The organism is Cellulomonas sp. IC4_254, from assembly GCF_011603975.1.
In the GTDB taxonomy this organism is placed as follows: Bacteria; Actinomycetota; Actinomycetes; order Actinomycetales; family Cellulomonadaceae; genus Cellulomonas.
Genome location: NZ_JAANNB010000036.1, coordinates 1 through 24,071, shown reverse-complemented (window position 1 = coordinate 24,071; position 24,071 = coordinate 1). Strand labels below are relative to the sequence as shown.

Annotated in this window: 25 protein-coding genes; 17 read left to right on the top strand and 8 right to left on the bottom strand. The window is 73.5% G+C overall.

Features of this window, described 5'->3' with window-relative positions:
- Nucleotides 1-512 precede the first annotated feature (512 nt).
- The 5 genes from G6556_RS05920 to G6556_RS05900 all read left to right on the top strand — a co-directional run bounded on the left by G6556_RS05920 (nucleotide 513) and on the right by G6556_RS05900 (nucleotide 4,733).
- Complete coding sequence (locus G6556_RS05920; RefSeq protein ID WP_166939433.1) at nucleotides 513-839, top strand: hypothetical protein; 327 nt, start codon at nucleotides 513-515, stop codon at nucleotides 837-839.
- Nucleotides 840-903: 64 nt separating this feature from the next.
- On the top strand, nucleotides 904-1,302 hold the full coding sequence (locus G6556_RS05915; RefSeq protein WP_166939432.1) for a hypothetical protein: 399 nt from the start codon (nucleotides 904-906) through the stop codon (nucleotides 1,300-1,302).
- Nucleotides 1,303-1,531: 229 nt separating this feature from the next.
- Nucleotides 1,532-1,855 (top strand): hypothetical protein, encoded by a 324-nt coding sequence (locus G6556_RS05910; protein WP_166939430.1) that lies wholly within the window; start codon nucleotides 1,532-1,534, stop codon nucleotides 1,853-1,855.
- A 5-nt stretch (nucleotides 1,856-1,860) separates the two neighbouring features.
- Nucleotides 1,861-4,068 carry a hypothetical protein gene (locus G6556_RS05905; RefSeq protein WP_166939428.1) on the top strand — a complete coding sequence of 736 codons (2,208 nt, stop codon included), beginning with the start codon at nucleotides 1,861-1,863 and terminating at the stop codon, nucleotides 4,066-4,068.
- Nucleotides 4,065-4,733, top strand: a complete 669-nt coding sequence (locus G6556_RS05900) for an ATP-binding cassette domain-containing protein (protein WP_166939426.1) — start codon at nucleotides 4,065-4,067, stop codon at nucleotides 4,731-4,733. Before G6556_RS05905 ends, G6556_RS05900 begins: the two co-directional genes overlap by 4 nt.
- A 427-nt stretch (nucleotides 4,734-5,160) precedes the next feature.
- Here the strand turns inward: G6556_RS05900 and G6556_RS05895 are convergent, their stop codons facing one another.
- Nucleotides 5,161-6,303 carry an acyltransferase gene (locus G6556_RS05895; RefSeq protein WP_166939425.1) on the bottom strand — a complete coding sequence of 381 codons (1,143 nt, stop codon included), beginning with the start codon at nucleotides 6,301-6,303 and terminating at the stop codon, nucleotides 5,161-5,163.
- A gap of 312 nt (nucleotides 6,304-6,615) precedes the next feature.
- Between G6556_RS05895 and G6556_RS05890 the strand changes: the two genes are divergently transcribed.
- Nucleotides 6,616-7,158 (top strand): hypothetical protein, encoded by a 543-nt coding sequence (locus G6556_RS05890; RefSeq protein ID WP_166939423.1) that lies wholly within the window; start codon nucleotides 6,616-6,618, stop codon nucleotides 7,156-7,158.
- A 639-nt stretch (nucleotides 7,159-7,797) separates the two neighbouring features.
- Here G6556_RS05890 and G6556_RS05885 read toward each other — a convergent pair.
- On the bottom strand, nucleotides 7,798-7,989 hold the full coding sequence (locus G6556_RS05885; RefSeq protein WP_166939421.1) for a hypothetical protein: 192 nt from the start codon (nucleotides 7,987-7,989) through the stop codon (nucleotides 7,798-7,800).
- Between the two features lie 172 nt (nucleotides 7,990-8,161).
- Here G6556_RS05885 and G6556_RS05880 point away from each other — a divergent pair, with 172 nt between their 5' ends.
- Nucleotides 8,162-8,338 carry a hypothetical protein gene (locus G6556_RS05880; protein ID WP_166939419.1) on the top strand — a complete coding sequence of 59 codons (177 nt, stop codon included), beginning with the start codon at nucleotides 8,162-8,164 and terminating at the stop codon, nucleotides 8,336-8,338.
- Nucleotides 8,339-8,388: 50 nt separating this feature from the next.
- Here G6556_RS05880 and G6556_RS05875 read toward each other — a convergent pair whose 3' ends face one another.
- Complete coding sequence (locus G6556_RS05875) at nucleotides 8,389-9,633, bottom strand: hypothetical protein (RefSeq protein ID WP_166939418.1); 1,245 nt, start codon at nucleotides 9,631-9,633, stop codon at nucleotides 8,389-8,391.
- A 331-nt stretch (nucleotides 9,634-9,964) separates the two neighbouring features.
- Nucleotides 9,965-11,410 (bottom strand): ROK family protein, encoded by a 1,446-nt coding sequence (locus G6556_RS05865; RefSeq protein ID WP_346774750.1) that lies wholly within the window; start codon nucleotides 11,408-11,410, stop codon nucleotides 9,965-9,967.
- 168 nt (nucleotides 11,411-11,578) lie between these two features.
- Between G6556_RS05865 and G6556_RS05860 the strand changes: the two genes are divergently transcribed.
- The 4 genes from G6556_RS05860 to G6556_RS05845 all read left to right on the top strand — a co-directional run bounded on the left by G6556_RS05860 (nucleotide 11,579) and on the right by G6556_RS05845 (nucleotide 16,464).
- Nucleotides 11,579-12,859, top strand: a complete 1,281-nt coding sequence (locus tag G6556_RS05860) for an extracellular solute-binding protein (protein ID WP_346774749.1) — start codon at nucleotides 11,579-11,581, stop codon at nucleotides 12,857-12,859.
- On the top strand, nucleotides 12,856-13,782 hold the full coding sequence (locus tag G6556_RS05855; RefSeq protein ID WP_166939413.1) for a sugar ABC transporter permease: 927 nt from the start codon (nucleotides 12,856-12,858) through the stop codon (nucleotides 13,780-13,782). The genes G6556_RS05860 and G6556_RS05855 overlap by 4 nt, the downstream gene beginning before the upstream one ends.
- Nucleotides 13,782-14,687, top strand: coding sequence for a carbohydrate ABC transporter permease (locus tag G6556_RS05850; protein ID WP_166939411.1), 906 nt, complete (start codon nucleotides 13,782-13,784; stop codon nucleotides 14,685-14,687). The genes G6556_RS05855 and G6556_RS05850 overlap by 1 nt, the downstream gene beginning before the upstream one ends.
- A gap of 73 nt (nucleotides 14,688-14,760) precedes the next feature.
- A complete protein-coding gene (locus G6556_RS05845) occupies nucleotides 14,761-16,464 on the top strand; it encodes a glycoside hydrolase family 13 protein (RefSeq protein WP_166939409.1) in 1,704 nt (567 codons plus the stop codon).
- A gap of 60 nt (nucleotides 16,465-16,524) precedes the next feature.
- Here G6556_RS05845 and G6556_RS05840 read toward each other — a convergent pair whose 3' ends face one another.
- Both G6556_RS05840 and G6556_RS05835 read right to left on the bottom strand, forming a co-directional pair.
- Nucleotides 16,525-17,304, bottom strand: coding sequence for an SRPBCC family protein (locus tag G6556_RS05840; RefSeq protein ID WP_166939407.1), 780 nt, complete (start codon nucleotides 17,302-17,304; stop codon nucleotides 16,525-16,527).
- An 88-nt stretch (nucleotides 17,305-17,392) separates the two neighbouring features.
- Nucleotides 17,393-17,890, bottom strand: coding sequence for a small multidrug efflux protein (locus tag G6556_RS05835; RefSeq protein ID WP_166939405.1), 498 nt, complete (start codon nucleotides 17,888-17,890; stop codon nucleotides 17,393-17,395).
- 215 nt (nucleotides 17,891-18,105) lie between these two features.
- Between G6556_RS05835 and G6556_RS20145 the strand changes: the two genes are divergently transcribed.
- Genes G6556_RS20145 through G6556_RS05820 form a run of 3 tightly spaced genes read left to right on the top strand, consistent with a single transcriptional unit; the run spans nucleotide 18,106 to nucleotide 20,506 of the window.
- Complete coding sequence (locus G6556_RS20145; protein ID WP_205693092.1) at nucleotides 18,106-19,290, top strand: histidine kinase; 1,185 nt, start codon at nucleotides 18,106-18,108, stop codon at nucleotides 19,288-19,290.
- The gene (locus tag G6556_RS05825) at nucleotides 19,287-19,889 is read left to right on the top strand and encodes a response regulator transcription factor (RefSeq protein ID WP_166939401.1); all 603 of its coding nucleotides are present in this window, start codon (nucleotides 19,287-19,289) and stop codon (nucleotides 19,887-19,889) included. Before G6556_RS20145 ends, G6556_RS05825 begins: the two co-directional genes overlap by 4 nt.
- 14 nt (nucleotides 19,890-19,903) lie before the next feature.
- On the top strand, nucleotides 19,904-20,506 hold the full coding sequence (locus G6556_RS05820) for a YdeI/OmpD-associated family protein (protein ID WP_166939400.1): 603 nt from the start codon (nucleotides 19,904-19,906) through the stop codon (nucleotides 20,504-20,506).
- 5 nt (nucleotides 20,507-20,511) lie between these two features.
- Here the strand turns inward: G6556_RS05820 and G6556_RS05815 are convergent, their stop codons facing one another.
- Entirely contained in the window at nucleotides 20,512-20,925 is a 414-nt protein-coding gene (locus G6556_RS05815) for a hypothetical protein (protein WP_166939398.1), read from the bottom strand.
- A 127-nt stretch (nucleotides 20,926-21,052) separates the two neighbouring features.
- On the opposite strand from G6556_RS05815, the gene G6556_RS05810 reads away from it, so the two are divergent.
- Both G6556_RS05810 and G6556_RS05805 read left to right on the top strand, forming a co-directional pair.
- Nucleotides 21,053-21,823, top strand: a complete 771-nt coding sequence (locus tag G6556_RS05810; RefSeq protein WP_166939396.1) for a DUF1206 domain-containing protein — start codon at nucleotides 21,053-21,055, stop codon at nucleotides 21,821-21,823.
- Nucleotides 21,824-21,863: 40 nt separating this feature from the next.
- Nucleotides 21,864-22,460, top strand: a complete 597-nt coding sequence (locus G6556_RS05805; protein WP_166939395.1) for a dihydrofolate reductase family protein — start codon at nucleotides 21,864-21,866, stop codon at nucleotides 22,458-22,460.
- Between the two features lie 10 nt (nucleotides 22,461-22,470).
- Here the strand turns inward: G6556_RS05805 and G6556_RS05800 are convergent, their stop codons facing one another.
- Nucleotides 22,471-23,034 carry a dihydrofolate reductase family protein gene (locus tag G6556_RS05800; RefSeq protein ID WP_166939393.1) on the bottom strand — a complete coding sequence of 188 codons (564 nt, stop codon included), beginning with the start codon at nucleotides 23,032-23,034 and terminating at the stop codon, nucleotides 22,471-22,473.
- Nucleotides 23,035-23,127: 93 nt separating this feature from the next.
- Here G6556_RS05800 and G6556_RS05795 point away from each other — a divergent pair.
- Nucleotides 23,128-24,071: LLM class flavin-dependent oxidoreductase (locus G6556_RS05795; protein ID WP_166939391.1), on the top strand; the 944-nt coding region annotated here is incomplete at its 3' end.

The following is a 24,071-nucleotide window of genomic DNA, read 5'->3' as shown; positions in this document are numbered from 1 at the left end:
TCGCGGGCGCATGCCACCGTGCCCGCTGACCATGACGGTCAGCGGGCTGTGCGGGTGGTGCTGTTCAGTTCGCGCGGGCGAGGCCGCCCGCCGGTGGGGGTAGCCGGGCTGGCGCGGTGGGTGTGGTCCTCGGCGTCGCGGACCGGTGCCGGCGGTGTCGGCCTCGGCCAGGGTGGCGGCGTCAGCGGGGTCGCGGAGGTGCTTGGGGCGCAGGTGCTTGTGCACGAACGGGTACTGAGCGCGGGGTTGGGCGCGACGGGGGGTGTCCCCGGTGGTACCCGGACGTGCAGGGCCCTCTTCCGGGGCTGGGTGGTACGGCGAAGGGGGACCAGCGAGAAGTCCTGGTCCGACGTGTCACCGATCGCGACCATCCAGGGGTCCGCCTGGCCGCGGGTCGTGTACCAGTCGCGGAGCATGCGGACGTGCACGCCGACGATCCCGAAGGTCATCAATGCGTGCGTGCGAGCCGCACCTAGGACCCGGCACCACTCGCGGCGGGGGTTCATGCCGCGGTGCGCTCGGAGTTCAATGCTTCGATCGCGGTGCGGCGGTCGTACGACGCGTGCCAGACGGTCGTGCCGTACAACGGGGGGGCCTGGCGTTCGCAGGCGTACTCGCTGAACGAGACCGTGACTGTCTTGTGGCACCCGCGGGACGAGACGCTCGTCTGCCAGGGCGCGACTGCTGAGGTGGTGCCTATCAACACCCGCGACGACCCGGACCTCGCTCGCCTCGCGGCGCAGTTCGCTGGTGCGCTCGACGCCGCGGCGGCGCCCGATTCGCAGCCGGCGGGCCGATGGCAGGAGCGCTGTGGGGTGTTGTCGCGGTCGCTCTGCTGATGACGGTGGCGATGATCGGCTGCTACCCCGTGTACCGGTACCACTCCAGGCGCGACCCCAACCGGTGGTCGGGATTCCGCACGGAGCGGGCGCTCAGGAGCGTTCGGAACTGCCGCGTCGCCCAGCCGGTGTGCGCCCGGCATCGGGTTGTGATCGGCGCGATCTTCACCGCCCTCACCCTGGGCGGATACGGCTTGCTCTGCTGTACGCGGCCGGGAGCCACGACGCGGAGACCTGGAGGTGGTATGCACTGCTGTTCGCGTTCGCACGCCTGATCGGGACCCTCGGGTCGGCGGCACTGATCGAGAAGCGCCTGAAGCAGCTAGACGACGCGGAAAGCGACACCATGGTCGTCGTTGTGTCCACCCGGGAGTCCGTTTCGGTCGCGACCGACGGTCTGGACACCGCGTTGAGCTTCATCACGACCGACGAGTCAGCGCGCGTTGATCCGGCGCAGCGTTGATCCGTTCGGGTGAACAATTCGAGATCGACCCATGTCCCGTGGGTTCGTACTGTAATGCCAGGTTCTGAAACTCTAGGCAGCGAACCGCGTCGCTCCTCGCGGGAACTGACACGGCATCGCAAGAAGAGTTCTGGTGATTCCACCCCTCAGGGCCCGCGCGTCCTGCTACTTTCCCTAGTGAGGTCATGTGGCCTCTAACTCAGAGAAGGGGATTGTGATGACTCACAAGATGAGGCGTTTCGCTGGAGTCCTGCTGGCCGGCGCCCTGTTCACCGGCGCCATGTCCGCTCCGGCCCTCGCGTGGACCTACAGCAGCATGGGCGGGCAGGTCACGGTCAGTGGTCCGACGATCAGCCTGAAGGACACGGGCAACGACGGGCGCTTCGTCAGCACCGAGTTCAAGTACAACTCCGGGCGCAGCTCCTCGGGTCTGTCGAACAAGCTCGGCTACGGGAACTCGACGAGCGCGACGGTGTCGTCGGACATCACCAACGCGAAGATCTGCATCTCCAACACCCTCAGCCCGATGGACTGCGGTAGCTGGAGGTACTGACCGGAATGAGCACGACACGGGCCTGGCTGCGAATGGGCCGACAGGCGCGACCGGGCGCAGCCGCGGCAATCTGGCCCGTGGTGCTCGCGGTGGCCACGGTGGTGATCATCGCCGTGGCCACCGCATTGACAGCGGCGGTCGCGGTATACGACGGACGCGACGTCCGCGAAGCTGCTCGGACACCGGTGATCGCGCCTGACGACGTCGACGCCGAACTGCTGTGGCTGGACACGCACGATTCAGTTGGTCTGCGGGACGCCACGGTGATCTCGCTGGTGCCTCTGCGTGAAGATGCGCCGCTTCCTCCAGGGGTGCCCCGTTGGCCCGCGGAAGGTGAGGCGTTGCTGTCTCCGGCGCTGGCCGCGGCCGGGTCGAGCGAGGGCATCGCCTCGCGTTACGGGCGGGTGATCGGGGTTGTCGGTGCGGAGGGACTGGCGAGCCCGACCGAGCTGCTGGCCTATGTGCGGCCGCCACTCGCGGATGTCGTTGATGTCGATGTCATGCTGCGGGTCAGCGGCTTCGGTGAGCCCGTGGCGTACGGGCTGATCGGAGAGGCCGCGGACGTGCAGCCGCTTCGGAACCTCTTGGCGCTGATGGCGGTCGCGCTCGGTGCGGCCACGCTGCTGGTGATCGGGGTGGCTGTCCGGGCTGGTCAGGTCGAACGCCAGCGTCAAGCGGTCATCCTCGACATGCTCGGGGCCCGCCGTACTGAGCGGTGGTTGTGGGCATGGGGCGCCGTTGCGCGCCCGGTGAGCCTGGGGATCACGATTGCGACAGCGGCTGTGGCCGGGCTGTTCGTGCGGGACTGGACGCTGCCCGGTCGCGGGTACGTCATCCGGGCTGACGACATGCGCGCAGCGGCCGGCCCCTTGCTTGCAACGGCGGCGGTCGCGGCGCTGGTGGTGGTCGGCATGTCGATCCTCGCAGCTCGGCCGCGGGCAGCGGCGGCGGCGCGTCCGCGTCCGGCGGTGCCCGCCTGGCCGCGATGGCGAGCGTTAGTGTGCGCAGCTGGTGCTCCGGTTGCCGTTGCCGCGGTGCTCACAGTGCGCCACGGCGGGTCCGTGGTTGCCCTGATGGTTTACTTCGGCGCGGTCATCGTCACGGTCAGTCAACTGCCCGCCCTCGTTGGCTACCTCACGGTGAGGGCGGCTCGTGCGTTGCGGCGCCGTGGCGAGCGCAGCGCTTCGCCGGACGAGCTGGTCGCTGGGGCGGGGCTCGTCCACGACGCGCGAGCGGTGGTGAGATTCGCCTCGCTCATCGCTGTGGCCATGGTGATCTTCACCCAGGCGCAGTCCTACCTCGCCTTGGGTTCAGACACCGTCCGGGACGCCGCTGCAGTGCGGGCTGCGGTTGACGGGCGCTTCGTGTCTGTCCTGAGCTTTCCCGGCACGGAGGCGGCGTGGCCTCAGGTCGCAGCCGACTTGCGATCCGAGCTCGGGCTCTCCACGGTCTGGGTAGTGGAGTCCTTCGACCCGGACGGCGAGGTGTCCACGAGCGTTCACGGATCCAGCGACGATCTGGCCCTCCTCGGGATCGCAGACCAGGCCACGACGCTGGACCTCGAGTCGATCCCGGGACGAGCCGGACTCGCGCTGAGGTACAACAGCTCGGCGCGGCAGGTCGACGTGGTCAGGGCAGACGCAGCCGACTGGATCCAGGCCGATGGCGCAGGCGACCGTCAGGGGACGGGGTTGGTGTTCTCGCCCGACATGGCTCAGATCGACCTCCCCGCCGTGAAATCGACGGTATACGCCGTGGCGACTCCGACGTGGCGCGTGGAGTACCCCGGAGACGTCTGGCTACTGGGTAACCTGCTGGGCCGGCACCAGGCCGGCTGGGTGGGCTGGTTCGGAGCCATCGGCGTCACCCTGCTCGCTGTGGGCGCATGTGGCGGCGCGGCGGATGACATCCGGCGCTCGGCGGCTCGCCTCGCACCGCTGTCGAGCCTCTATGCGAGACCAGGGATAACCCGGCGAATCGTCGCCTGGCGGCTCGCGGTTCCACTAGCCGTAGCGCTTGTCTGTGGGGCAGTCATATCTCTCATGCTCGGCTCCGTACTGCGGGTAGGCACGGGAACCGCCGTCGACCTCGTGCCTTTGTTGCTCGGAATCGGGTTCGCGGTTGCTCTGACCGGGGCAGGCGTTTGGTGGTTGGCAGTGCTGTCACTGCGGCACGCGACGACGCGATGGGACGGACGAGGAGCATCTGAATGACCGAATTGGTTCAGCCTTTGAGGGTGCGAGGACTTTCCTGCGCAGTTCCAGGGCGGACGCTGTTCGCGAACCTCGACCTCGACGTGGAGGCCGGAAGTGCAGTCGCCATTCTTGGACCTTCCGGATCCGGCAAGTCAACACTGCTGTCTACCCTGCTCGGCTTGAGGCCGATCGAGCGAGGTGACGTCACGGTGTGCGGGACGCAATTGCGCGGGCTCCCGCGAGCAAAAGCGAGCAGGTTGCGTCGTGACGCCGTCGGGATCGTTTTCCAGGACGGAGCGCTCCTGCCAGAGCTGACCGCTGCGGAGAACGTGGCCGTCGCAGCGATGATGACGCTCGGTGACCCCAGCGCAGCCGCTTCGGCGGCCGACGCGGCTTTGGCGAAGTTCGGGGTGCCGCCGGACACCCTGGCGGGCGACCTGTCAGGAGGGGAGCGCCAGCGCACGGCAGTAGCGCGTGCGCTGGCGAACGAGCCACGGTTGGTGCTGGCTGACGAGCCCACGGGCTCACTGGATCACGCCACACGGGATGACGTCGCGGAGATTCTCTTCGGCGTTCCTCGCAGTACCGGATGCGGACTGCTGATCGTGACCCACGACCCCAGCGTCGCGGCACGAGCCGACCGCGCCGTGCGGCTCGGAAGCGATGGGCTCGTCGCGGTGTGAGTCAACTGCTGGGGCATCTCTGGGAAGTACGCCCGGGCGTTGGTGCGTCGCACGGTCTCGTCCGAGGATCGGCTCACGAGGCCGTGGGCTCAGCGGCGGTGCGCATCCATCCGTCTCCCGCAGGGAGCCGGATGGATGCCTCGCATGGCGATGAGACTCGCGCGAACACGCGCCAACTCGAGCCGTCACGGGCTAGGTGGCATCAGACGAGTGCACCACCTCAGATCGCAGTGATCCCGCGCAGCCGCGGGTGCTTGTACACAACACCACCCTCAGTGGTGCACAGCCCCTGACCGGCGAAGAAGTACCGCCTGGTCGGCGATTTAGCCGGACAGGCCACACATGACGGGGAACTCCCGGTCGGAGAGATCCGGCCGGGGGTTCTTCGCGGCCGGACCTCGTCGCCCGATGGGGTCGGGCCCGGCGGTCACACCGGGGTGGGCTCGGGCAGGTCGTCGCGCCGGTCGTCCCGGTCGTCGACGCGGGCGGGGGCCACCGGCCGCTCGACGGTCACGGGGAACCGGCGCCGTCCGGCGTGGTGGCTGGGCAGCTCGACCCCGCGATACAGCAGCTCGGCGAGCAGCACCGTGACGCCGAACGCCGCGAGCCCGCCGACGACCAGCTGCACCGGCATCCCGCCGGGCAGCAGCGCGACCACGGGGGCACCGACCAGCAGCACGGGCTGGTGCAGCAGGTAGAAGCTGAACGACCGCGCACCGAACCGGTCCAGGACGGTGCCGCCGAGCGCCCGGCCGAGCGGCCCCGCGAGCAGCAGCACCGCGCTGGACCCGGCGGCCGCCCAGGCGACGCCGGTGAACACGCCGAGGTCGAGGGTCGAGGTGCCGAGCGCGGCGAGCGAGGCGACCGCGAACACGACCAGGCCGCGGCGCACGGACCAGGTGAAGCCGGCACGGATCGCGACGGCGCAGGCCATGCCGGCGACGAACTGATCGAGGCGGGCGGGGACCACGAGGTCGGAGCCGAGGGGCGCGGGTCCGCCGAGGGCGCCGGAGCCCCGCCAGGCCAGGTCGAGCGCGACGGCTCCGATGAGCACCGGGGTGATGCCCCAGCGCCGCCACGCGAGGACGAGCAGCGGGAACAGCAGGTAGAGCTGGACCTCCAGGGCGACCGACCACAGCGACCCGTTGATGGTGCCGACCTCGCCGGGCACCCACGCCTGGCCGGTGACGACGTGCAGCAGCACGTCGCCGAGGGTCGCCTGGCGCGCGACGGTGAGGTGCCAGGTCGCGGGCAGCAGCGCCAGGACGGCGGCGATCGCGAGGGCGACGTAGTACGGCGGCAGGATGCGCCACGCGCGCCGGCCGTAGAACTGCGGCACGCGCAGCGGCCGCCGGTGCCCGGCCAGGGGGAGCGCGAGGCAGAAGCCCGAGATGACGATGAAGACGTCGACGCCGTGCGCGCCGGCCGCGACGAGCTGGGGGAGCTTGCCCGGCAGGTCGAGGAAGCCCCAGTAGCCGCCGATGTGGCAGATGAACACGGCGATCGCGGCCAGTCCGCGCAGGGCGTCGACCCCCTCGACGCGCGCGCTGGTGGTGGTCTCGATCGTCACGTCGCCCCCTGGCGTTCCGACTTGCCCGTGCCTCGCCGCTAGTGAGCGCACCCTGTCACAAAGCGGACATATCAGGCACGGTGATCGACGGGGGTTCACCTGAACGGACGCCCGTCTGCTGCGTACAACGGCACCGGCAACCAGCTCACCTCCACCGACGCTCTGGCTGCGGAGGCGGCGCTGACGTACAACTCCGACGGCACGGTCGCCACGGCCACCGCGCCGGGCAACACCGGGAACGCCACCACGTACGGGTACGACGCCAACAAGCAGCTGACGTCGATCACCCCGCCGACCGGGACCAGCCTCGGGGTGCGGAACCTGACTTACGACCAGTACGGGCGCACCGCCACCGCCTCGAACGGCAACGGCGTGACCACCACGTACAGCTACGACGACCTCGACCGGCTCCTGGGGATGGACTACGACACCACCCCGGCCAGCCCGGACGTCGAGTACTCCTACGACACCGCCGGACGCCTCGCCACCCGCGAGGACGTCTCGGGCACCACGACGTACTCCTACGACGCGATGTCCCGCCTGACATCCCGGGTGCACACCCTGGACTACGAGCCGGTCGTCTACTCCTACGACAAGGCGTCCCGCCTGAAGACCACGACCGACGGACGCGGCACCACCGAGTACCTCTACGACGAGGCCGGCGCGACGTGGATCCGACGGGGCGCGCGGGATTCTGGGCTCAGGTGGCGGCCACCGCGATCGCCGCAGGGGTCGCGGCGGCGGTCGGCTCCATTCCCGCCGTCGGGCCCACGGCTGCGGCGGCGGCCGGAGGTTGTGCGTACGAGGCTTCAATCACGGCCTTCGACGGTGGCAGCCTTCAGGGCGCCTTCGTAGGCTGCATCCGAGGAGCGGCGGTCGCGCTAATCGGCACCGCCGCGTTCTACGCCGTCAAGAGCACGGTCCGAGCGATCTTCAACAAGAAGGCGAACTGAGCATGGGCGTGCTTCGCACTCTCGGTATCACTAGCGATCGGCGAGAACTGTTGCCGTGGAAGTTGTACGCGACCATCGGCGGGTTCTGCCTGGCGGTCGCAGGTATCGCGGCAGTGGCAGGGCTGCCTGCCTGGGCTTGGGTCGTTCTCAGTGTCCTCGCCGTGCTCATGGCCTCTCTCGCCTGGGTGGCCTGGCGCAGGCGCGGTATCTCGACCGGGGCGTGAGGGTCGATCGCCGTGTCGGTCGTGCCTGGCGCTGCGGGGCTATCAACGCCGGCCACTGATGACGAGTCGGAGGTCTGTACACAACACCGCCCCGCGCCTGTACACGGCACTTGACCAGCGAATACGTACCACCTGGTCGCAGAGTTAGCCGAACAAGCCACACATGACGGGGAACCCCCGGTCGGAGAGATCCGGCCGGGGGTTCTTCGCGTCCGCGCCTCGGCGACCAGCGACGTGACGGCACCGGCGGTGGCCGAGGGTGAGGTCGCGTCCGGCCATCCTCGGGCGTGCCGCCGTGGCGCGGCGGACCGATCCGATCAGGGATCGCGACGCCCGCGCCGGACGTCGACGGCCCAGGAGGTCCATGCGATCGCCAGCACCACGGACGTGGTCACCGTCTGGAGGACGGGCACGTCGCGCAGGGCGATGGCGACGACGAGCAGGACGAGCCAGCACACCGACGCGATGCTCAGCAGCACGAGCAGCCCGCGCCGTCTCTCGTGGCTCATCCGGCTCGGCACGGTCACACCGGGGTGGGTTCGGGCAGGTCGTCGCGCCGGTCCACCTACGACGCCTCCGGGGACCTGAGCAGCGACCCGGGTGGTCTTGCGCCAGTCGCGCTCTCACCGCTGGAATCGGACGGTGACGGGTGCGGGATCTGTGACGGGGTGGATCGGCCTGGTGGTCCTGCTGGGCGCAGGTCTGGCGTGCCTCCTCTTCCCGCGGAAGATTCTCAGCTGGTCGGCGCGTCGGGGCGATCGGAACGCGGCCGAACCTGGCCAGGCCGCCATCCTGCGCGGTTGCGGTGTCGTCCTGGTCGCCCTCGGTGCCGGGGTGGTCTTCCTGATCAGCAGTTGACCCACGCCTCGACGATCATCGGCGCTGAAGGCCGGCGTCGAGGCCGGTCGTCACGGGTCCGGGAAGAACCAGCCGGCCATCTGGCGGAGGTGCTCCGCGGCCGCCGCGGGGGAGCTCGCGGGCAGCGGCTCCGCCGCGGCCGGCAAGGGGACGCCGCGGGCGATCCGACGCGCGCGCGGCAGCTTCTCCAGCGAGTGCACCCGGAAGGTCGAGCGGCCGTCCCGCCGCGGCTGCACGACCGCCCCCACGGCGTCCGGCGACGGGAACGAGGTGTGCACCCCGGCGAGGTACTCCACGAGCACGTACCGCCGGGGCTCCGTCAGCGCTTCGCCGTGCACGTACGCCGTGACCCACCGGTCGTCGCCGAGGCGGATCGCGTACACGTCGCCGGCCTCGGCCTGCCCGGTCCCGACGTGCGGTGGCAGGCCGCCGCCGGTCCGCGGCGCGCGCAGCAGGGCGGGGATCGCGACGGTGGCGGTCGCGGCCCGCTCGGGCACGGGGGTCGGCCGAGGGCCGTCGAGGTCCACCGGCGCCACCCCGAGGTGGCCGAACACCTGCTCGACCACGCCCTCCAGCAGCCCGTGGTCCGAGCTCCACCAGGCCAGCGGCGCCTGCACCTCCACCCGCACGCTCGGGCGCTGGTCGCGCTCGGCGTAGGTCGTCCACCGCTCGACCATGCCGGGGCGTTCGGCCGTCGCGACGACCCCGACCAGCGCCAGCTCCTCGAGCACCGACTGGTACGCCGACGCCGACGACGTCGGCAGCACCCCGGTCCGCCGGAGCGCGTCCCGCGCCTTCGACGGGCGGGTGCGCGGCGGCAGGGTGCGCAGGGTGGTGAGCAGCGCGCGCAGCGCCCAGACGTCGTACTCCGTCGGGTCGGGGTGAGGGTGACCGGCGAGGTCGTCCAGCGCCAGGGCGTGCTCGGCGACGGCGCCGTCGATCGGCGCTCCCTGGGTGTGGCGCTGCCAGCGCTCCTCGGCGACGTCGAGCGCGAGGCCGTCCCGGTGGCCGCAGACCCGGCAGGCGTCGGACGCGGCGGAGTACGGCTCCGCCGGGTGCGGCGGGAGGACGTTGCCGACCGCGACGCCGGTCAGCGCGCTGCGCCAGCCGAACGGCGCGGACCACAGGCCCGCCACCCAGGAGGAAGCGGCGTCCCGCAGCGACCACTGCGCCGCGTGCGCGCGCAGCGCCGCGACGGCGTCGTCGTGCGCCGTGCCGGGCCGCGTCGACGCCTGACTGCTCCGCTCGGCGGGACGCAGGCCGGCGATGAGGTCGGTGTGCGTGGGCGCGGTCACCCGCCGCATCCTCGCCGGTCGGGCCGGCGGACGCCAGGCCTCCCCGGGAGTGGTCGGGGTGGCACGGGGTCCTTCGCGTCGAGGCGTGGCTCGGGCTCACCTCTAGGGTCGGGTCAGCGGGACCGCCGCTGGAGTCGGGGCAGGAGGACGTCCATGCAGACCGAGGACCTCGTCGCGGTGCTGCGCGCGCTGGCCCCGGAGGACGGCGCGGTCGCGGCCGAGGTCGAGACCGACGGCGACGTGGCGGTGCTGCGGCTGAGCCTCGGGTCGCGGTGGGCGGTCGTCAGCACGCCGGGCGACTGGTGGTACGAGCTGGCGGTCGACGGCGGCTTCAGCACCGGGGAGCCGGACCGCGAGCCCTCGGACGACGAGGTGCGCGCCGTCCTCGCGAGGTACGTCGACCTCGCGGTGCACTACCTGGCGCACGGGGGTACGGAGGTGCGCCGCCGCTGGCCCCGGTCGCCGACGCTCCTCCTCCGGCCCCCGGGGGACGAGGTCGTGCTGCGGCAGGTGGTGGGCGCACGGCTGCTCCGGCGCTGAGCCGGGCCCTCAGCCCACCGCGGACGCCACCGCCCCGAGCGCCCCCCACACGTCCAGCGCTCGCGCCCGCGCCGCCGCGCCCGCCTCCGCGATCGCCCCGGTGACCACCACGTCCGCCCCGAGCGGTGAGATCTCGAGCGCGGGGGCCGGCAGGTGCAACCCCGGCGGCAGCGCCGCGCGCGGCCTCGACCACCTGCTGCACGCCCGCCGACACGGCGCCGGACACGACGATGCGCTCGGGGTCGAACATGCTGCCCAGCACGCTCACGACGCGCGCCAGCATCGCGCCGACCCGCTCCACGACGCGCAGGGCGTCCGGGTCGCCGTGGGCGGCGAGCTCCAGCACCCGGCGGCCGTCGAGCTCGGCGGCCGCGACCGCCGCCAGCCGACCGCCCGGGGACACCTCGCCCCGGGCGACGGCGTCGGCCGCCCACTCGGCGGCGCGGGCCCCGAGGCCGTAGGCCGCGCCGACGCCCTCGACCAGGTCGAACGCGACCATCTCGCCGACGCCGCCGTGCGCGCCGTGCAGCACCCGGCCGTCGACGACGACGCCCGCGCCCAGGCGCTCGCCCGCGAGCAGCGCGACGTAGTTCCGGCTGCCGACCGCGGCGCCGTGCGTGCCCTCGGCCACGGCGGCGAGCGAGGCGTCGTTCTCGACGCGGACCAGCGGCGCCCAGGCGAACGCGTCGCGGAGGCCGGGGTTCATCCGGTCCCAGAAGCCGTCCGGGTGCCGGGGGGAGTCGCCGTGCGTGTTGACGGGCGCGGGGACGCCGGCGCACAGGGCCAGCACGTCGGCGCGGGTCCGGCCGGCGGCGGCGAGCGCGGCGTCGACGGCGGCGAGGACCGCGGCGCGCCGCACCGCGGGGTCGTCGTGCTCCGGCCCGAGCACCGCGCGGGTGGTGCCGAGCGGGAGCGGTGCCCCGCGCAGGTCGGCGACCGTGGCGGTGACGTGCACCTGCCCGCTGTCGACGCCGACCAGGACGGCGGCGTCCGCCCGCAGCCCGAACCGGCGCGCCGGCCGGCCCTTGCGGTAGGCGCCGGCCTCGCGGGCGTTCGGGAGCTCGCGCAGCAGCCCGGTGGCGGTCAGGGCGTCCAGGGCCTCGATCGCCGTGGACCGGGTCAGGCCGGTCGCCGCGATGACGTCGCTGGCCGTGAGCTCGGCGGCGTCCCAGGCGCAGGACAGCACGGCGTCCAGGCTCGCGGGCCGCGGTGCCGCGCGGTGGTGCTGGGTCGTCACAGGTCTTGACCGCCCTTCCTCGGCGCTGACACACTGCCCGAGGTGAGTTGATTTGCCAAGTAGATCTAGTGGGCGACGAAGAAGTTCGCCCGACCGGTGTCCGCGACGGAGGGGGCGATGGTGCAGGGGATCTCTCGACCCACGGGGCGGGCGGGACGGGTGCGGCGCGTGCGCCGGGTCGTCGCGTCCGCGCTCGTGGTCCTGACGAGCGGAGTGCTGCTCGGTGCGTGCGCCGGCGACGGCCGCGACGAGGTGCGGTTCGCGTTCAGCAAGCGCGAGGCGATCGGCTTCGTGACGGAGCTGGTCGACGAGTACAACGCCTCGCAGACCGACGCCCGGGTCGTGCTCGACACCTCGGGCGTGGACGTGGTGTCGGCGAGCTTCGTGCGGGGCAACCCGCCGGACATCGCGCTGGCGAACTACAACATGGAGTCCGCGCGGTTCGTGCAGCGCGGGGCGCTCAGCGACCTGTCGGACACCGAGGCCGCCTCCCGGATCCGGCCGGACCTGCAGCCGCTGATGGACCAGTACGGGTCGTACCCGGGGCGGACCAGCGCGCTGCCGTACTCGGTCATGGCCGCGTCGGTCATCTACAACGAGCAGATCTTCGCCGAGCAGGGGATCGAGGTCCCGCAGACCTGGGACGAGCTGATCGCGGCGTGCGAGACGCTGCAGGCCGCGGGGATCACGCCGATCTACGCCACGTTCAAGGACGACTGGACCGTGGCGCAGGGCTGGTTCGACTACGCGGTCGGCGGGCAGGTGGACGTCCTCGACTTCTTCGACCGGCTCGCCGAGCAGGGGACCGACGTCGGCCCGGGCAGCGACGTGTCGTTCGAGCAGGACTTCACCGGCCCGCTGGAGCAGGCGACCGAGCTCGCGCAGTACGTCAACGCCGACGCCGCCAGCCGCGGCTACGGCGACGGCAACCTCGCGTTCGCGCAGGGGGAGGCCGCGATGTACCTCCAGGGGCCGTGGGCGTTCAGCGAGATCGCCAAGACGTCGCCGGACCTCCCGCTGGGGACGTTCCCGCTGCCGATGACCGACGACCCCGACGACCTGGCCGTCCGGGTGAACGTCGACCTCGCGGCCTGGATCCCGGTGGAGGCCCGGCACCCCGAGGCGGCCCGCGACTTCCTCGAGTACCTGTACCAGCCGGAGGTGATCGAGGCCTACAACGCCTCGCAGCTCGGCTTCACGCCGACCACCGACGCCGCCCCCGTCGACGACCCGCGGGTCGCCGGGATGGCGTCGTACTACGAGGAGAACCGGGTGTACCAGGGACCGTCGGTGCTGGTGCCGAAGACCATCCCGGTCAACAGCTACGCGCAGGCGGTCCTGCTCGGCGGCGACCCCGCCGGGATGCTCCGCACGCTGGACGCGGACTGGGCCCGGCTCGCCTTCCGGCAGCCCGCGCCCGTCACGGAGACGAAGGAGTCGACGCGATGACCAGCATCGTCACCACCGGGACGGCTGCCCACGCGGCCGCCACCGCCCCGCCGGCCCGCCGTCCGCGCCGCCGGGTGGAGCCGCTGTACTACCTGCTCCTGCTGCCCACCGTCGTCCTGTTCACGCTGGCGATCACGGTGCCGGGCATCATCGGCATCTTCTTCAGCTTCACGGACTCGATCGGCATCGGGGACTGGAGCTTCGTCGGGCTCACCAACTACGTCGCCATGTTCAGCGACCCGGCGATCCTGCAGAGCTACCTGTTCACGTTCGGCTTCGCGGTCGCGACCGTGCTCGTCGTGAACGTGGTCGCGTTCCTGCTCGCCGTCGGCCTGACGTCCCGGATCCGGATGAAGACCACGCTGCGCACGGTGTTCGTGGTCCCGATGGTGATCAGCGGCATCATCATCGCGTACGTCTTCAACTTCCTGTTCTCGAACTCGCTGCCCGCCGCGGGGGCGGCCGCCGGGATCCCGTGGCTGGAGATCAGCCTGCTGGCCAACCCGGACCTGGCGTGGGTCGCGATCGTGCTCGTCACCGCGTGGCAGTCGATCCCGGGGACGATGCTCATCTACATCGCCGGGCTGCTGTCCGTGCCGGGCGACGTCTACGAGGCGGCCGACCTGGACGGCGCGAGCAGGGTCCAGCAGCTGCTCCGCATCACCGTGCCCCTCGTGGCCGGGTACGTCGTCATCAACGTGATCCTCGGGTTCAAGGGCTACCTCAACGCCTACGACATCATCGTCGGCCTCACGAACGGCGGCCCGGGCACCGCGACCCGCAGCGTCGCGATGTCGATCATCGCCGGCTTCAACGGCGGCGACTACGCCTACCAGATGGCGAACGCGACGATCTTCTTCGTCGTCGCCGTCCTCATCTCGCTCCTGCAGCTCTCCCTGACGCGCACCCGGAAGGCCTCGTGATGGCGACGCAGACGACGACGGCGGCGCCCGCGACCGCCCGTGGCACCGGCCGGCGCGCCGGGCGGAGCACCGGCCACGTCCGGTCCGAGCGCACGAACTGGTCCGGGACCGTCGTCCTGGTCCTGTGCGCGGTGACCGTCCTGCTGCCGCTCTACGTGACGGTGTCGATGGCGTTCAAGACCCAGGGGCAGGCGGTCGACGGCCAGGCGTTCTCGCTGCCCGCGCCGTTCAGCGTCGACGGGTTCGTCCAGGCGTGGAACCTGACGAAGTTCCCGGTGGGCGCGGGGATCTCGCTGCTCGTCACCGCCGGCACGGTCGTGGCCACGATCCTGCTCGCCGCGTTCGCGTCGTACGCGATCATGCGGAACTGGGACCACCGGCTGTTCCGGTACTCCTTCTACTACCTGCTGGCGGCGATGTTCATCCCGTTCCCGGTGGTCGCCCTGCCGCAGATCCAGCTGACCGGCCGGGTCGGGCTCGACAACCCGTTCGGCGTGATCCTGCTCGCGACGATGTTCCAGCTCAGCTTCAGCGTGCTGCTGTTCACGGCGTTCCTGCGCTCGATCCCCGACGAGCTCGAGGAGAGCGCCCGGCTGGACGGGGCCACGACGTGGCAGACGTTCTGGCGGCTGATCTTCCCGCTGCTGGCGCCGATGAGCGCGACGGTCGGCATCTTCGCGTTCCTCTACGCCTGGAACGACTTCATGATGCCGTCGCTGATCATCTCTGACCCGGCCCTGCAGACCCTGCCCGTGCGGCAGAACCTGTTCCAGAGCCAGTTCAGCAACAACTACCACGTCGCCTTCGCCTCGTACCTGATGGCGATGGCGCCCGCGATCGTCGCCTACCTGTTCACCCAGCGCTGGGTGATGGAGGGCGTGACCCAGGGCGCCGTGAAGGGCTGACCCGCCCGCGCCTCGACCCGACCGCGCCTCGACCGACCACCCGCCGAGAACCACCCCAGGAGGACGCACCCGCATGACCGCACAGGACACCACCGCTCCGGCCCCGACCGCGAGCACCCCGCCCGGGGACGTCCCCGCCTGGTGGCGCCAGGCCGTCGTCTACCAGGTCTACCCGCGCAGCTTCGCCGACGCCGACGGCGACGGCCTGGGCGACCTGACCGGGATCACCCGGCGCGCCGACTACCTGGCCGAGCTGGGGGTCGACGCCGTGTGGCTCAGCCCGTTCTACCCGTCGGAGCTCGCCGACGGGGGCTACGACGTGGCGGACTACCGCGACGTCGACCCGCGGCTCGGCACGCTCGACGACTTCGACGCGATGGTCGCGGCGCTGCACGGGCGCGGGATCCGGGTCGTCGTGGACATCGTGCCGAACCACACGTCCGACCAGCACGCCTGGTTCCGCGCGGCGCTGGCCGCGGGCCCGGGGTCGCCGGAGCGCGCGCGGTACATCTTCCGCGAGGGCACGGGGCCCGACGGGTCCGAGCCGCCGACCGACTGGGAGTCCACGTTCGGCGGGCCGGCGTGGGAGCGCGTCCCGGACGGGCAGTGGTACCTGCACAGCTTCGCGACCGAGCAGCCCGACCTGGCCTGGGACCACCCGGAGGTCCGCGCCGACTTCGTCCGGACGCTGCGGTTCTGGTCGGACCGCGGGGTCGACGGGTTCCGGATCGACGTCGCGCACATGCTGACCAAGGACCTGACGGAGCCGCTGCCGTCGGCGGCGGAGATCGAGGCGCTGCCCCGGGACGGGAACCACCCGCTGTACGACCGGGACGACGTGCACGAGGTGTACGCCGAGTGGCGCACCGTGCTCGACGACTACGACCCGCCGCGCGCCGCCGTCGCCGAGGCCTGGGTCGACTCGGAGCGGGTGCCGCTCTACGCGCGGCCGGAGAGCCTCGGGCAGTCGTTCAACTTCGACCTGCTGCTGGCCGAGCCCGACGCCGCCGAGTTCCGCCGGATCATCGCCGACAACCTCGAGCTCGCCGCGCGGTCCGGCTCGTCGAGCACCTGGGTGCTGTCCAACCACGACGTGGTCCGGCACGCCACGCGCTACGGGATCGCGCCGCGCGGCGACGGGCTCGCCCCGCGGGAGCGCGCCGCCCGCTGGCTGCTCGAGGGCGGCCCGGAGAACGGCCTGGACCGGGAGCACGGCCTGCGGGTCGCCCGCGCGGCGACGCTGCTGGTGCTCGGCCTGCCGGGGTCGACCTACCTCTACCAGGGGGAGGAGCTGGGCCTGCACGAGGTCGCCGACATCCCCGCCGAGCGGCGGCAGGACCCGACGTTCTTCCGCACCGGCGGCGCGCAGGTCGGCCGCGACGGCTGCCGGGTGCCGATCCCGTGGACGACGGACGCGGGCTCGTTCGGGTTCGGCACCGGCGACGCGCACCTGCCGCAGCCCGCGTGGTTCGCGGCGCACGCCGTCGCCGCGCAGGAGACGGACCCGGACTCGACGCTCGGGCTGTACCGGCGGGCGCTCGCGGCCCGGCGACGGCTGCAGGGGGCGGAGGAGCTGACCTGGGTCGAGACCGGGCGGGACGACGTCCTGCACTACGTGCGCCCCGGCGGGTGGCACGTCGTGACCGTCTTCGGGGACGAGCCGTACCCGCTCGACGGCGGCCGGGTCGTGCTGGCCAGCACGGCGGAGGACGGCGACGCGGACGGCGCCCGGGTCCCCGGGTGGTCGACGGTCTGGTACCTCGCGGACGAGGGCTGACGCGCCGGGGCCCCCGGTCGGACCAGGTCCGGCCGGGGGCCCCGTGGCGTGCGGTGCGGGTCAGATCCGCGCGGCGGGGTCCGTCCCGTCGTCCCCCGGCACCGTCCCCGTCGGCGGCACGTCCACGACGGGCTCGGTCTCGACGACGACGGTCTCGGACTCCACGACCACCGGCTCCGCCGGCGGCAGCGGCTCCGCGGTCGCGGGCGGCACCTCCTCGGTCCCGGTGTCCCCGCCGGCCTTCGCGGCCCCGACCACGGCCGCCGCGGCGCCGGCTGCCGCGACCCCGAGGCCCGCGGCCACGGCCTTGCCGGAGAACCCGGCCTTGCCCTTGTCGCCCTCGGACGCCGCCGCGTCCTGGAGGCCCGGGGTGCCGACGGCGGCGCCCTCGTGCACCTCGCCGCGCCAGGCGCCGGTGGCGTAGCCCTCGGCCTCGATGAACTCCTTGAACCGCTCCAGGTCCTTGGCGGCGCGGTTCTCGACGACGCCCAGCGCGTCCCCGACCTTCTCGACCAGGCCCTCGGGGGCGTACTCGAGCGTGAGGTGCACGGAGGTCTGGCCCCCGCCGAGGTCCTCGAACGTCACGGCGCCCGCGTTGGTCGCGCCCTCCGTGGCCGCCCAGGCCACCTTGCTGTCGCGGACCTGCTCGAGGATCCGCGCCTCCCACTCCCGCTTCACGCCGGCAATCTCCGCGACCCACTTCAGGCGGTCGTCGCTGAGCTGGGTCACGGACTTCACGCCCCCCATGAACCGGGGGAAGTCCTCGAACTGGGTCCACTGGTTGTACGCGACGCTCACCGGCACGTTCACCAGGACAGACTGCTCGACCTTCGTCGTCATGACGTCTCCTCGTCCGAGCTGCGCACCGGGCGACAGCGCTGCACCCGGCCCGTCCAGCATGCGCGCGGAGGCGGCGGAGCGCCCGCGCTCAGCCGGCGAACGCGATGACCCCGGTGATGACGAGGCTGATCGCGATCGTCCACAGCGTGATGGCGATCGCCTGCCAGGTGAGGATGCGGGCGCGGGAGACCCCGGACGCGGCCAGCGCCGCCGCGGTGAAGTGCGTCGGGATGAGCAGCGGGCCCAGGAGGCTCACACCGGCGACCCCGTAGCGGGCGAACGCGCGGTCGAACTTCTGCCGGCTCGCGCTCGGCGCCGACGGGGCCCGGCCGCCCCGGGTGACGACGGCCTGACGGGTCCGGGCGCCCACCAGGACGACCAGCAGGACGGCGAGGAAGTTGCCGGCGATCCCCGCCACGGCGGCCGCGACGGGGTTGATCCCCCCGACGACGCCGATCGCGGCGGCGCCCTCGCCCTCGACGAACGGCACGGCCCCGGCGAGCGCGACGCCCGCGGGCTGGAGCCAGTCGGGGAGCTGGGCGACGAGCTCCTGGAACTGCGGGACGACGTCGGGCAGACCTGCCATGGTGACCTCCGGTGTGCGGCTGGGGTGGTGTGGTGCGGTGCCTCCAGCCAACGGCCCCGACCCCCGGTGGCGGCAGTGGCGCGGTGTCACCGGTCCCCGTGCGGTCCCGCGACCCCTCCCGTGACGGATGTCATGCCCGTACGGTCGGCGGCATGGCTGTCCGGAGGGGAGTGGCGCGGGCGCGCCCGGGTGGCGTCGGGCCGTACGCCGGGGGCGTGCGCGCGACCTGGTGGTACACCGTCGCCGGGCTGGTGTTCCTCGACCTCGTCGTGCTGATGAACTGGTGGCTCTGGCTGGGCGAGCTGCCGGAGCACGTCGTGCTGCCGGCCGGTCCGGCGCTCGCGGCGGTGGGCGTGGCGCTCCAGCTCGGGGCCGCCGTGCTGCTGGTGCGCGACTACCCCGTGGTCGCGGCCGACCCGACCACGGACGACGAGGACCCCGCGCCGGACCGGTCCCGGCACCGGCGGACGGCGGTCGCCCTGGCCGTCGGCGCGGTGGGTGCCGTGCTGCTCGGCCTCACCACCGGGTCCTGGATGCTCGGGTTCGGCGTGCTCGCGTTCCTGCTGAGCCTGCTGCCCTGGCCGCGGGGCGTCCGCTGGCGGCTCGTCGTCGTCCTGACGCTGGTGCTGGCGGGGCTGTGGGTCGTCGACGCGCCGCGCCTGGGCATCGACACCGCGGACGCCGACCTGGCCACCGTGCCGCCGACCGTGCTCCTCCTGCTGCCCGCGCTGTCGGCGTTCTCGCTGTGGTGGTGGGACCTGGTGCGGGAGCTCGACCGGGCGCGGGAGACCGCCGGTGCCGTGTCCGCGATGCGCGAGCGCCTGCGGCTGGCGGGCGAGGTGCACGACCTGCAGGGCCACCACCTCCAGGTCGTCGCGCTCCAGCTCGAGCTGGCCGAGCGGCTGATCGAGCGGGACCCCGCCGCCGCGGCGGAGCAGATCCGCACGGCCCGCGCGTCGGTCGACGAGGCACGGGCCGGCACCCGCGACCTCGCGACGCGGTTCCGCGGCGTCCCGCTGCCCGACGAGCTGGCGAACGCCGCCGACCTGCTCCGCGCGGCCGGCCACGAGGTGCACGTCTCGCTGGGCCCCGGCGCCGAGCACGCGCCGGCGGACGTGCTGGGCCCGCTCGTCCGGGAGAGCGTGACGAACGTGCTCAAGCACGGGGCCGGCTCCCATGCGCGGATCACCCTGCGGCGCGAGGGCGACCGGTGGCGGTACGCGATCGCCAACGACCGCGAGCCCGGCGCGGGCGACGCCGCGGCGCCGGGCGGGTCCGGGATCGCCGCCATCCGGGACCGGATCGGCGCGCTGGGCGGCGAGGTGCACGTGCGCCGGGACGACGAGTTCGAGCTGACGGTGGCCGTCCCCGTCGGCGTGGGAGAGGAGGCCGGCGCGTGATCCGGGTGCTCATCGCCGACGACGAGGACATGATCCGCACCGCGCTCGCGGCGCTGCTGCGGCTGGAGCCGGACCTGGACGTGGTCGCGGAGTGCGCGTCGGGGGCCGAGGCGCTCGCGGCCGCCGAGCGCGCCCGCCCGGACGTCTGCGTGCTGGACCTCGAGATGCCGGGCGTCGACGGCATCGACACCGCCGCGCGGCTCGCCCGCACGGTCCCCACGCGCTGCCTGGTGGTGACCCGGCACGCGCGCCCCGGCGTGCTGCGCCGCGCGCTCCAGGCCGGGGTCGACGGGTTCCTGCCGAAGTCGCGGCCGGCCCAGGACGTCGCCGAGGTGATCCGGCTCGTCGCGGCCGGGCGGCGGTACGTGGACCCCGAGGTCGCGGCGGACGCGCTGGCCGACGAGCGCAGCCCGCTCACCGACCGCGAGCTCGACGTGCTCCGGGCGGGGCGGCGCGGCGAGACGATCGCGCAGATCGCCGCCGCGGTGCACCTGTCGCCCGGGACGGTGCGGAACCACGTGTCGTCCGTCCTGGGCAAGATCGGCGTCGCGACGCGGCAGCAGGCGGTGCTCACCGCCGAGGAACGCGGCTGGATCTGAGCCATGCTGGGCGCATGACGGACCCGGACCGCCCCGACGACGCCCCGCTGGTCGTCCGCGACGCCGCCGCCTGGCGGGCGTGGCTCGACGCCCACGAGCACGACCCGCACGGCGTCTGGCTCGTGCTCGCGAAGAAGGGCACGGTCGAGCCGACGTCCCTGACGTACGCGCAGGCGCTCGACGAGGCGCTGTGCAGCGGCTGGATCGACGGGCAGAAGCGCAGCCGCGACGACGCCACGTTCCTGCAGCGGTTCACGCCGCGCCGGCCGCGGTCGATCTGGTCCCAGCGGAACGTCGAGCACGTGGCCCGGCTGGTCGGTGACGGCCGGATGCGCGAGCGCGGGCACGCCGAGGTGGAGCTGGCGCGCGCCGACGGCCGGTGGGACCGGGCCTACGCCGGGTCGGCGACGGCCGAGGTGCCGGATGACCTGCTGGCCGCGCTCGACGCGGTCCCCGCCGCGCGGGCGGCGTTCGACGCGCTCGACCGGCAGGGCCGGTACTCGGTGCTGCACCCGCTGATGGTCGCGCCGGGCCCGTCGGTGCGGGCGCAGCGGATCGCGCGGGCGGTGGCCCGGCTGGCCGACGCACCCGGCCCCGCGGGTCCGACGGGGCAGTAGCGCGCCTACCGGGCGGTGCCCGGCCGGCGCACCCCCGGGCCGAGCCGGACCGGCACCGCGCGGCGGCCCGCGGCCAGCCGGTCGCGCAGCCGGGCGTTCTCCGCCTCCAGCCGCGTCACGCGCTCGCCGAGGACGGCCGCCCGGTGCTGCGCGTCCGCGAGCCGGCGGCGCAGCGCGGCGTCCGGCCGGTCCACGGGCTCCGGCGGGACCGTGGCCTGCAGCGCCCGGATCCGCGCCGCGAACTCCCGGTGCTGCCGCAGGTAGGTGACCGAGCAGTGCGCGGCGATGGCGATGGACAGGAAGTCGAACGGGCCGCCGTCGCGCTCGGCCAGGTCGATCGCGTGCACGACGTGGTCCCGCACGACCTCCGCACGGTGCCGCGCCTGCTCGATCACGTCGTCCTGCTCGTCCTGCTGCACGGGCCCACCCTGCTCCCGCGAAAGCGCGCCGGGTGCGACCATCGGCCCAGGTGCCGGGTGGCACGCGCCTCCGTCGCCGCGGCCGGCTCGCCGCGCGCCCCGGCCCCGCCGATGCCACCCTCGCTGCATGACCGGAGACGTCCAGCACGCAGCCGCCCGCGCCGGTGACCACCCGATCCTGGAGAAGGGCGCCCGCCTCGGCTACGCCGCCAGCGGGGTCCTGCACCTGCTCCTCGCCTGGGTGACCGTGCAGCTCGCGTGGACGTCCGGCGGCGAGCAGGCCGACCAGCAGGGCGCGCTCCAGCAGGTCGCCGGGAACGGCTTCGGCCAGGCGCTGCTGTGGGTGCTGCTCGTCGGGTTCGTGCTGCTCGCGCTGTGGCAGGCCACGGAGGCGGTCGCCTGGGGCGAGACCGCCGACCGGCTCAAGGCCGCGGCGAAGGCCGTGACCTACGCGGTGCTGGCGTTCACGACGGTGTCGGTGCTGACGGACCAGTCCTCCGGCGGGTCGGGCGGGGCGACGTCCGGCCTGCTGTCCTCGGGGATCGGGCGGGTGCTGATCGGGCTCGTCGGGCTGGGCGTCGTCGCGGTGGCCGGGTACCACGTGGTCAAGGGCTGGCAGGAGAAGTTCCTCGAGGACCTGGAGTCCAGCCCTGCGCCGTGGGTCCGGACCGCCGGGAAGGTCGGGTACATCGGCAAGGGCGGGGCGCTCGCGGTCGTCGGGGTCCTGCTCGTGGTCGCCGCCGTGCAGGCCGACCCCGAGAAGGCCGAGGGGCTGGACGCGGCGCTGCACGCGCTCGCGGGCCTGCCGTTCGGGCCGGTGCTGCTGACGCTCGTCGCGCTCGGGTTCGCCGCGTACGGGGTGTACGCGTTCGGACGGGCGCGGCACGCGAAGGTCTGACCCCTTCTCCGCGCCCGGGCCCCGGGACTACGGTCGCCGCATGGGCCAGGTCATCGCCTCGGCGACCACGTCGCTCGACGGCTTCATCGCGCGGCAGGACCACGGGATCGACGAGCTGTTCGGCTGGTACGACGCCGGCGACGTCGTGGTGGAGAACCACGGCGACCTGCCCCCGTTCCGGCTGACCGAGGAGAGCGCCGCGTACTGGCTGGCGTGGCGCGAGTCGCTCGGCGCGCTGGTCGTCGGACGGGAGCTGTTCGACCTCACGGACGGCTGGGGCGGGGCGCACCCGCTGGGCGTGCCGTTCGTGCTGCTCACGCACCGGCCGGTCACGGCGTCGGCGGCGCTGGGGTCGCCCGACCTGGTGGTCATGCACGAGGGCGTCCTGGAGGCGGTGGCCGCCGCGCAGGAGCTGGCGGGGGACAAAGTCGTCGGGGTCGCGGCCGGGACGATCGCGTCGCAGGTGCACGCGGCCGGCCTGCTCGACGCCGTGAACGTCGACCTGGTGCCGGTGTTCCTCGGGTCGGGTCGGCCGTACTTCACGGCGCAGGCCGGCGGGCCGGTGCCGCTCGGGGACCCGACGGCGGTGGTGCCGTCGCGCGGGGTCACGCACCTGAGCTTCCCGGTCAGGCGCTGAGGTCCCGCCGTCAGTGGACCGCGTGCACGCGGTGGTGCAGGTGCGCCACCCCGTTCGCGAACCGCTCCAGGTCGAGCAGCTCCAGGTCGACGCGGACGTCCCGCGGCAGCGCCCTCGTCCCGCCGCCGACCAGCACCGGCGACACGAACAGGTGCACCTCGTCCACCAGGCCCGCGCGCAGCGCCTGCCCGGCCAGGTGCGCGCCGCCGATCAGCACGTCGTGCGGCGAGCTGTGCAGCAGCCGGCGCACCGCCTCGGGGTCGAAGGTCGGCTCGACCTGGGTGCGGGCGCTGCGCGGCTCCGTGACCGTCGTGGAGTAGACGACCTTGTGCGCCGCGCGCCAGAGCTGGGCGTACTCCTGGACGGCGGGCGGCTCGTCGGCGGTCGGCATCGTCTCCCAGGCGACCATGACGTCGTACAGCCGGCGCCCGTACAGGTACGTCCCGACCCCGCGGTGCAGCTCGTTGACCCGCTGGTGCACCGCCTCGTCCGGCATGCTCCAGTGGAACCGGCCGTCGCGGTCGGCGACGAACCCGTCGAGCGACGTGATCGCGGAGTAGACGAGCCTGGCCATGGCCGACCTCCCGGCGTCGGCGGGTCCCGCGACGGTGCGGGTCAGGGCACCAGGACAGCACACCGGGATGCGCCGCGCCCGTAGGGTCGGGGCATGAGCCTCGACGTCGGCGTCCTGCTGCCCCGTGACCTGCCCGCCCACCAGGTGCTGCCGTACGCGCGGCGCGCCGACGCCCTCGGGTTCGCCGAGCTGTGGGTGGTCGAGGACCTCGGGTTCCGGGGCGGGATGGCGCAGGCCGCGGCGGCGCTCGCGGTCACCGAGCGGATCCGCGTCGGCGTCGGGATCCTGCCGGTCGGGGCGCGCAACGTGGCGTTCGCCGCGATGGAGGCGGCGACCGTCGCCGAGCTGTTCCCCGGCCGGCTGCACCTCGGCATCGGCCACGGGATGCCGGACTGGATGCGGCAGGCCGGCGCGTGGCCGGCCAGCCCGCTGACCGCGTTCGAGGAGTACGTGACGGTGCTGCGCGCGCTGCTGCGCGGCGAGGAGGTCACCGTCGACGGCCGGTACGTCCGGCTCGACGGCGTGCGGCTGGAGAACCCGCCGACCGAGGTGCCGCCGGTGCTGGCGGGGGTGCGCGGGCCGAAGTCGCTCGCCGCGGCCGGCCGGTGCGCCGACGGGACCGTGCTCGCGGAGCCGGTGGGCCCCGAGTACCTCGCCGCCGCGATCGCGCAGATCGGCCGCGCCCCGGAGCACCGCGTGGTGGCGTACGAGGTCGCGGCCGTGGACGGCGACGCCGCCGCCGCGCGCGACCGGGTGCGGCCCGCGCTCGCCTGGATCGGCGACCCGGGCTGGGCGCCGCACATCGACCCGATGGACTTCGCGGCAGAGTTCCGCGACCTGCGCGACCGGACGCCGGACCGGGCGGAGTTCGCCGCGGCGCTGCCGGACGCCTGGGTCGACCGGCTCGCCGTCGTCGGCACGCCGGAGCAGGCGCGGGCACGGCTGGACGGGCTGGCGCTCGCGGGCGCGGACGCGGTCGTGCTGGCACCGGCCGGGCCGGACCCGCTCGCGGCCCTCGAGGGGCTCGCGGCGGTGCT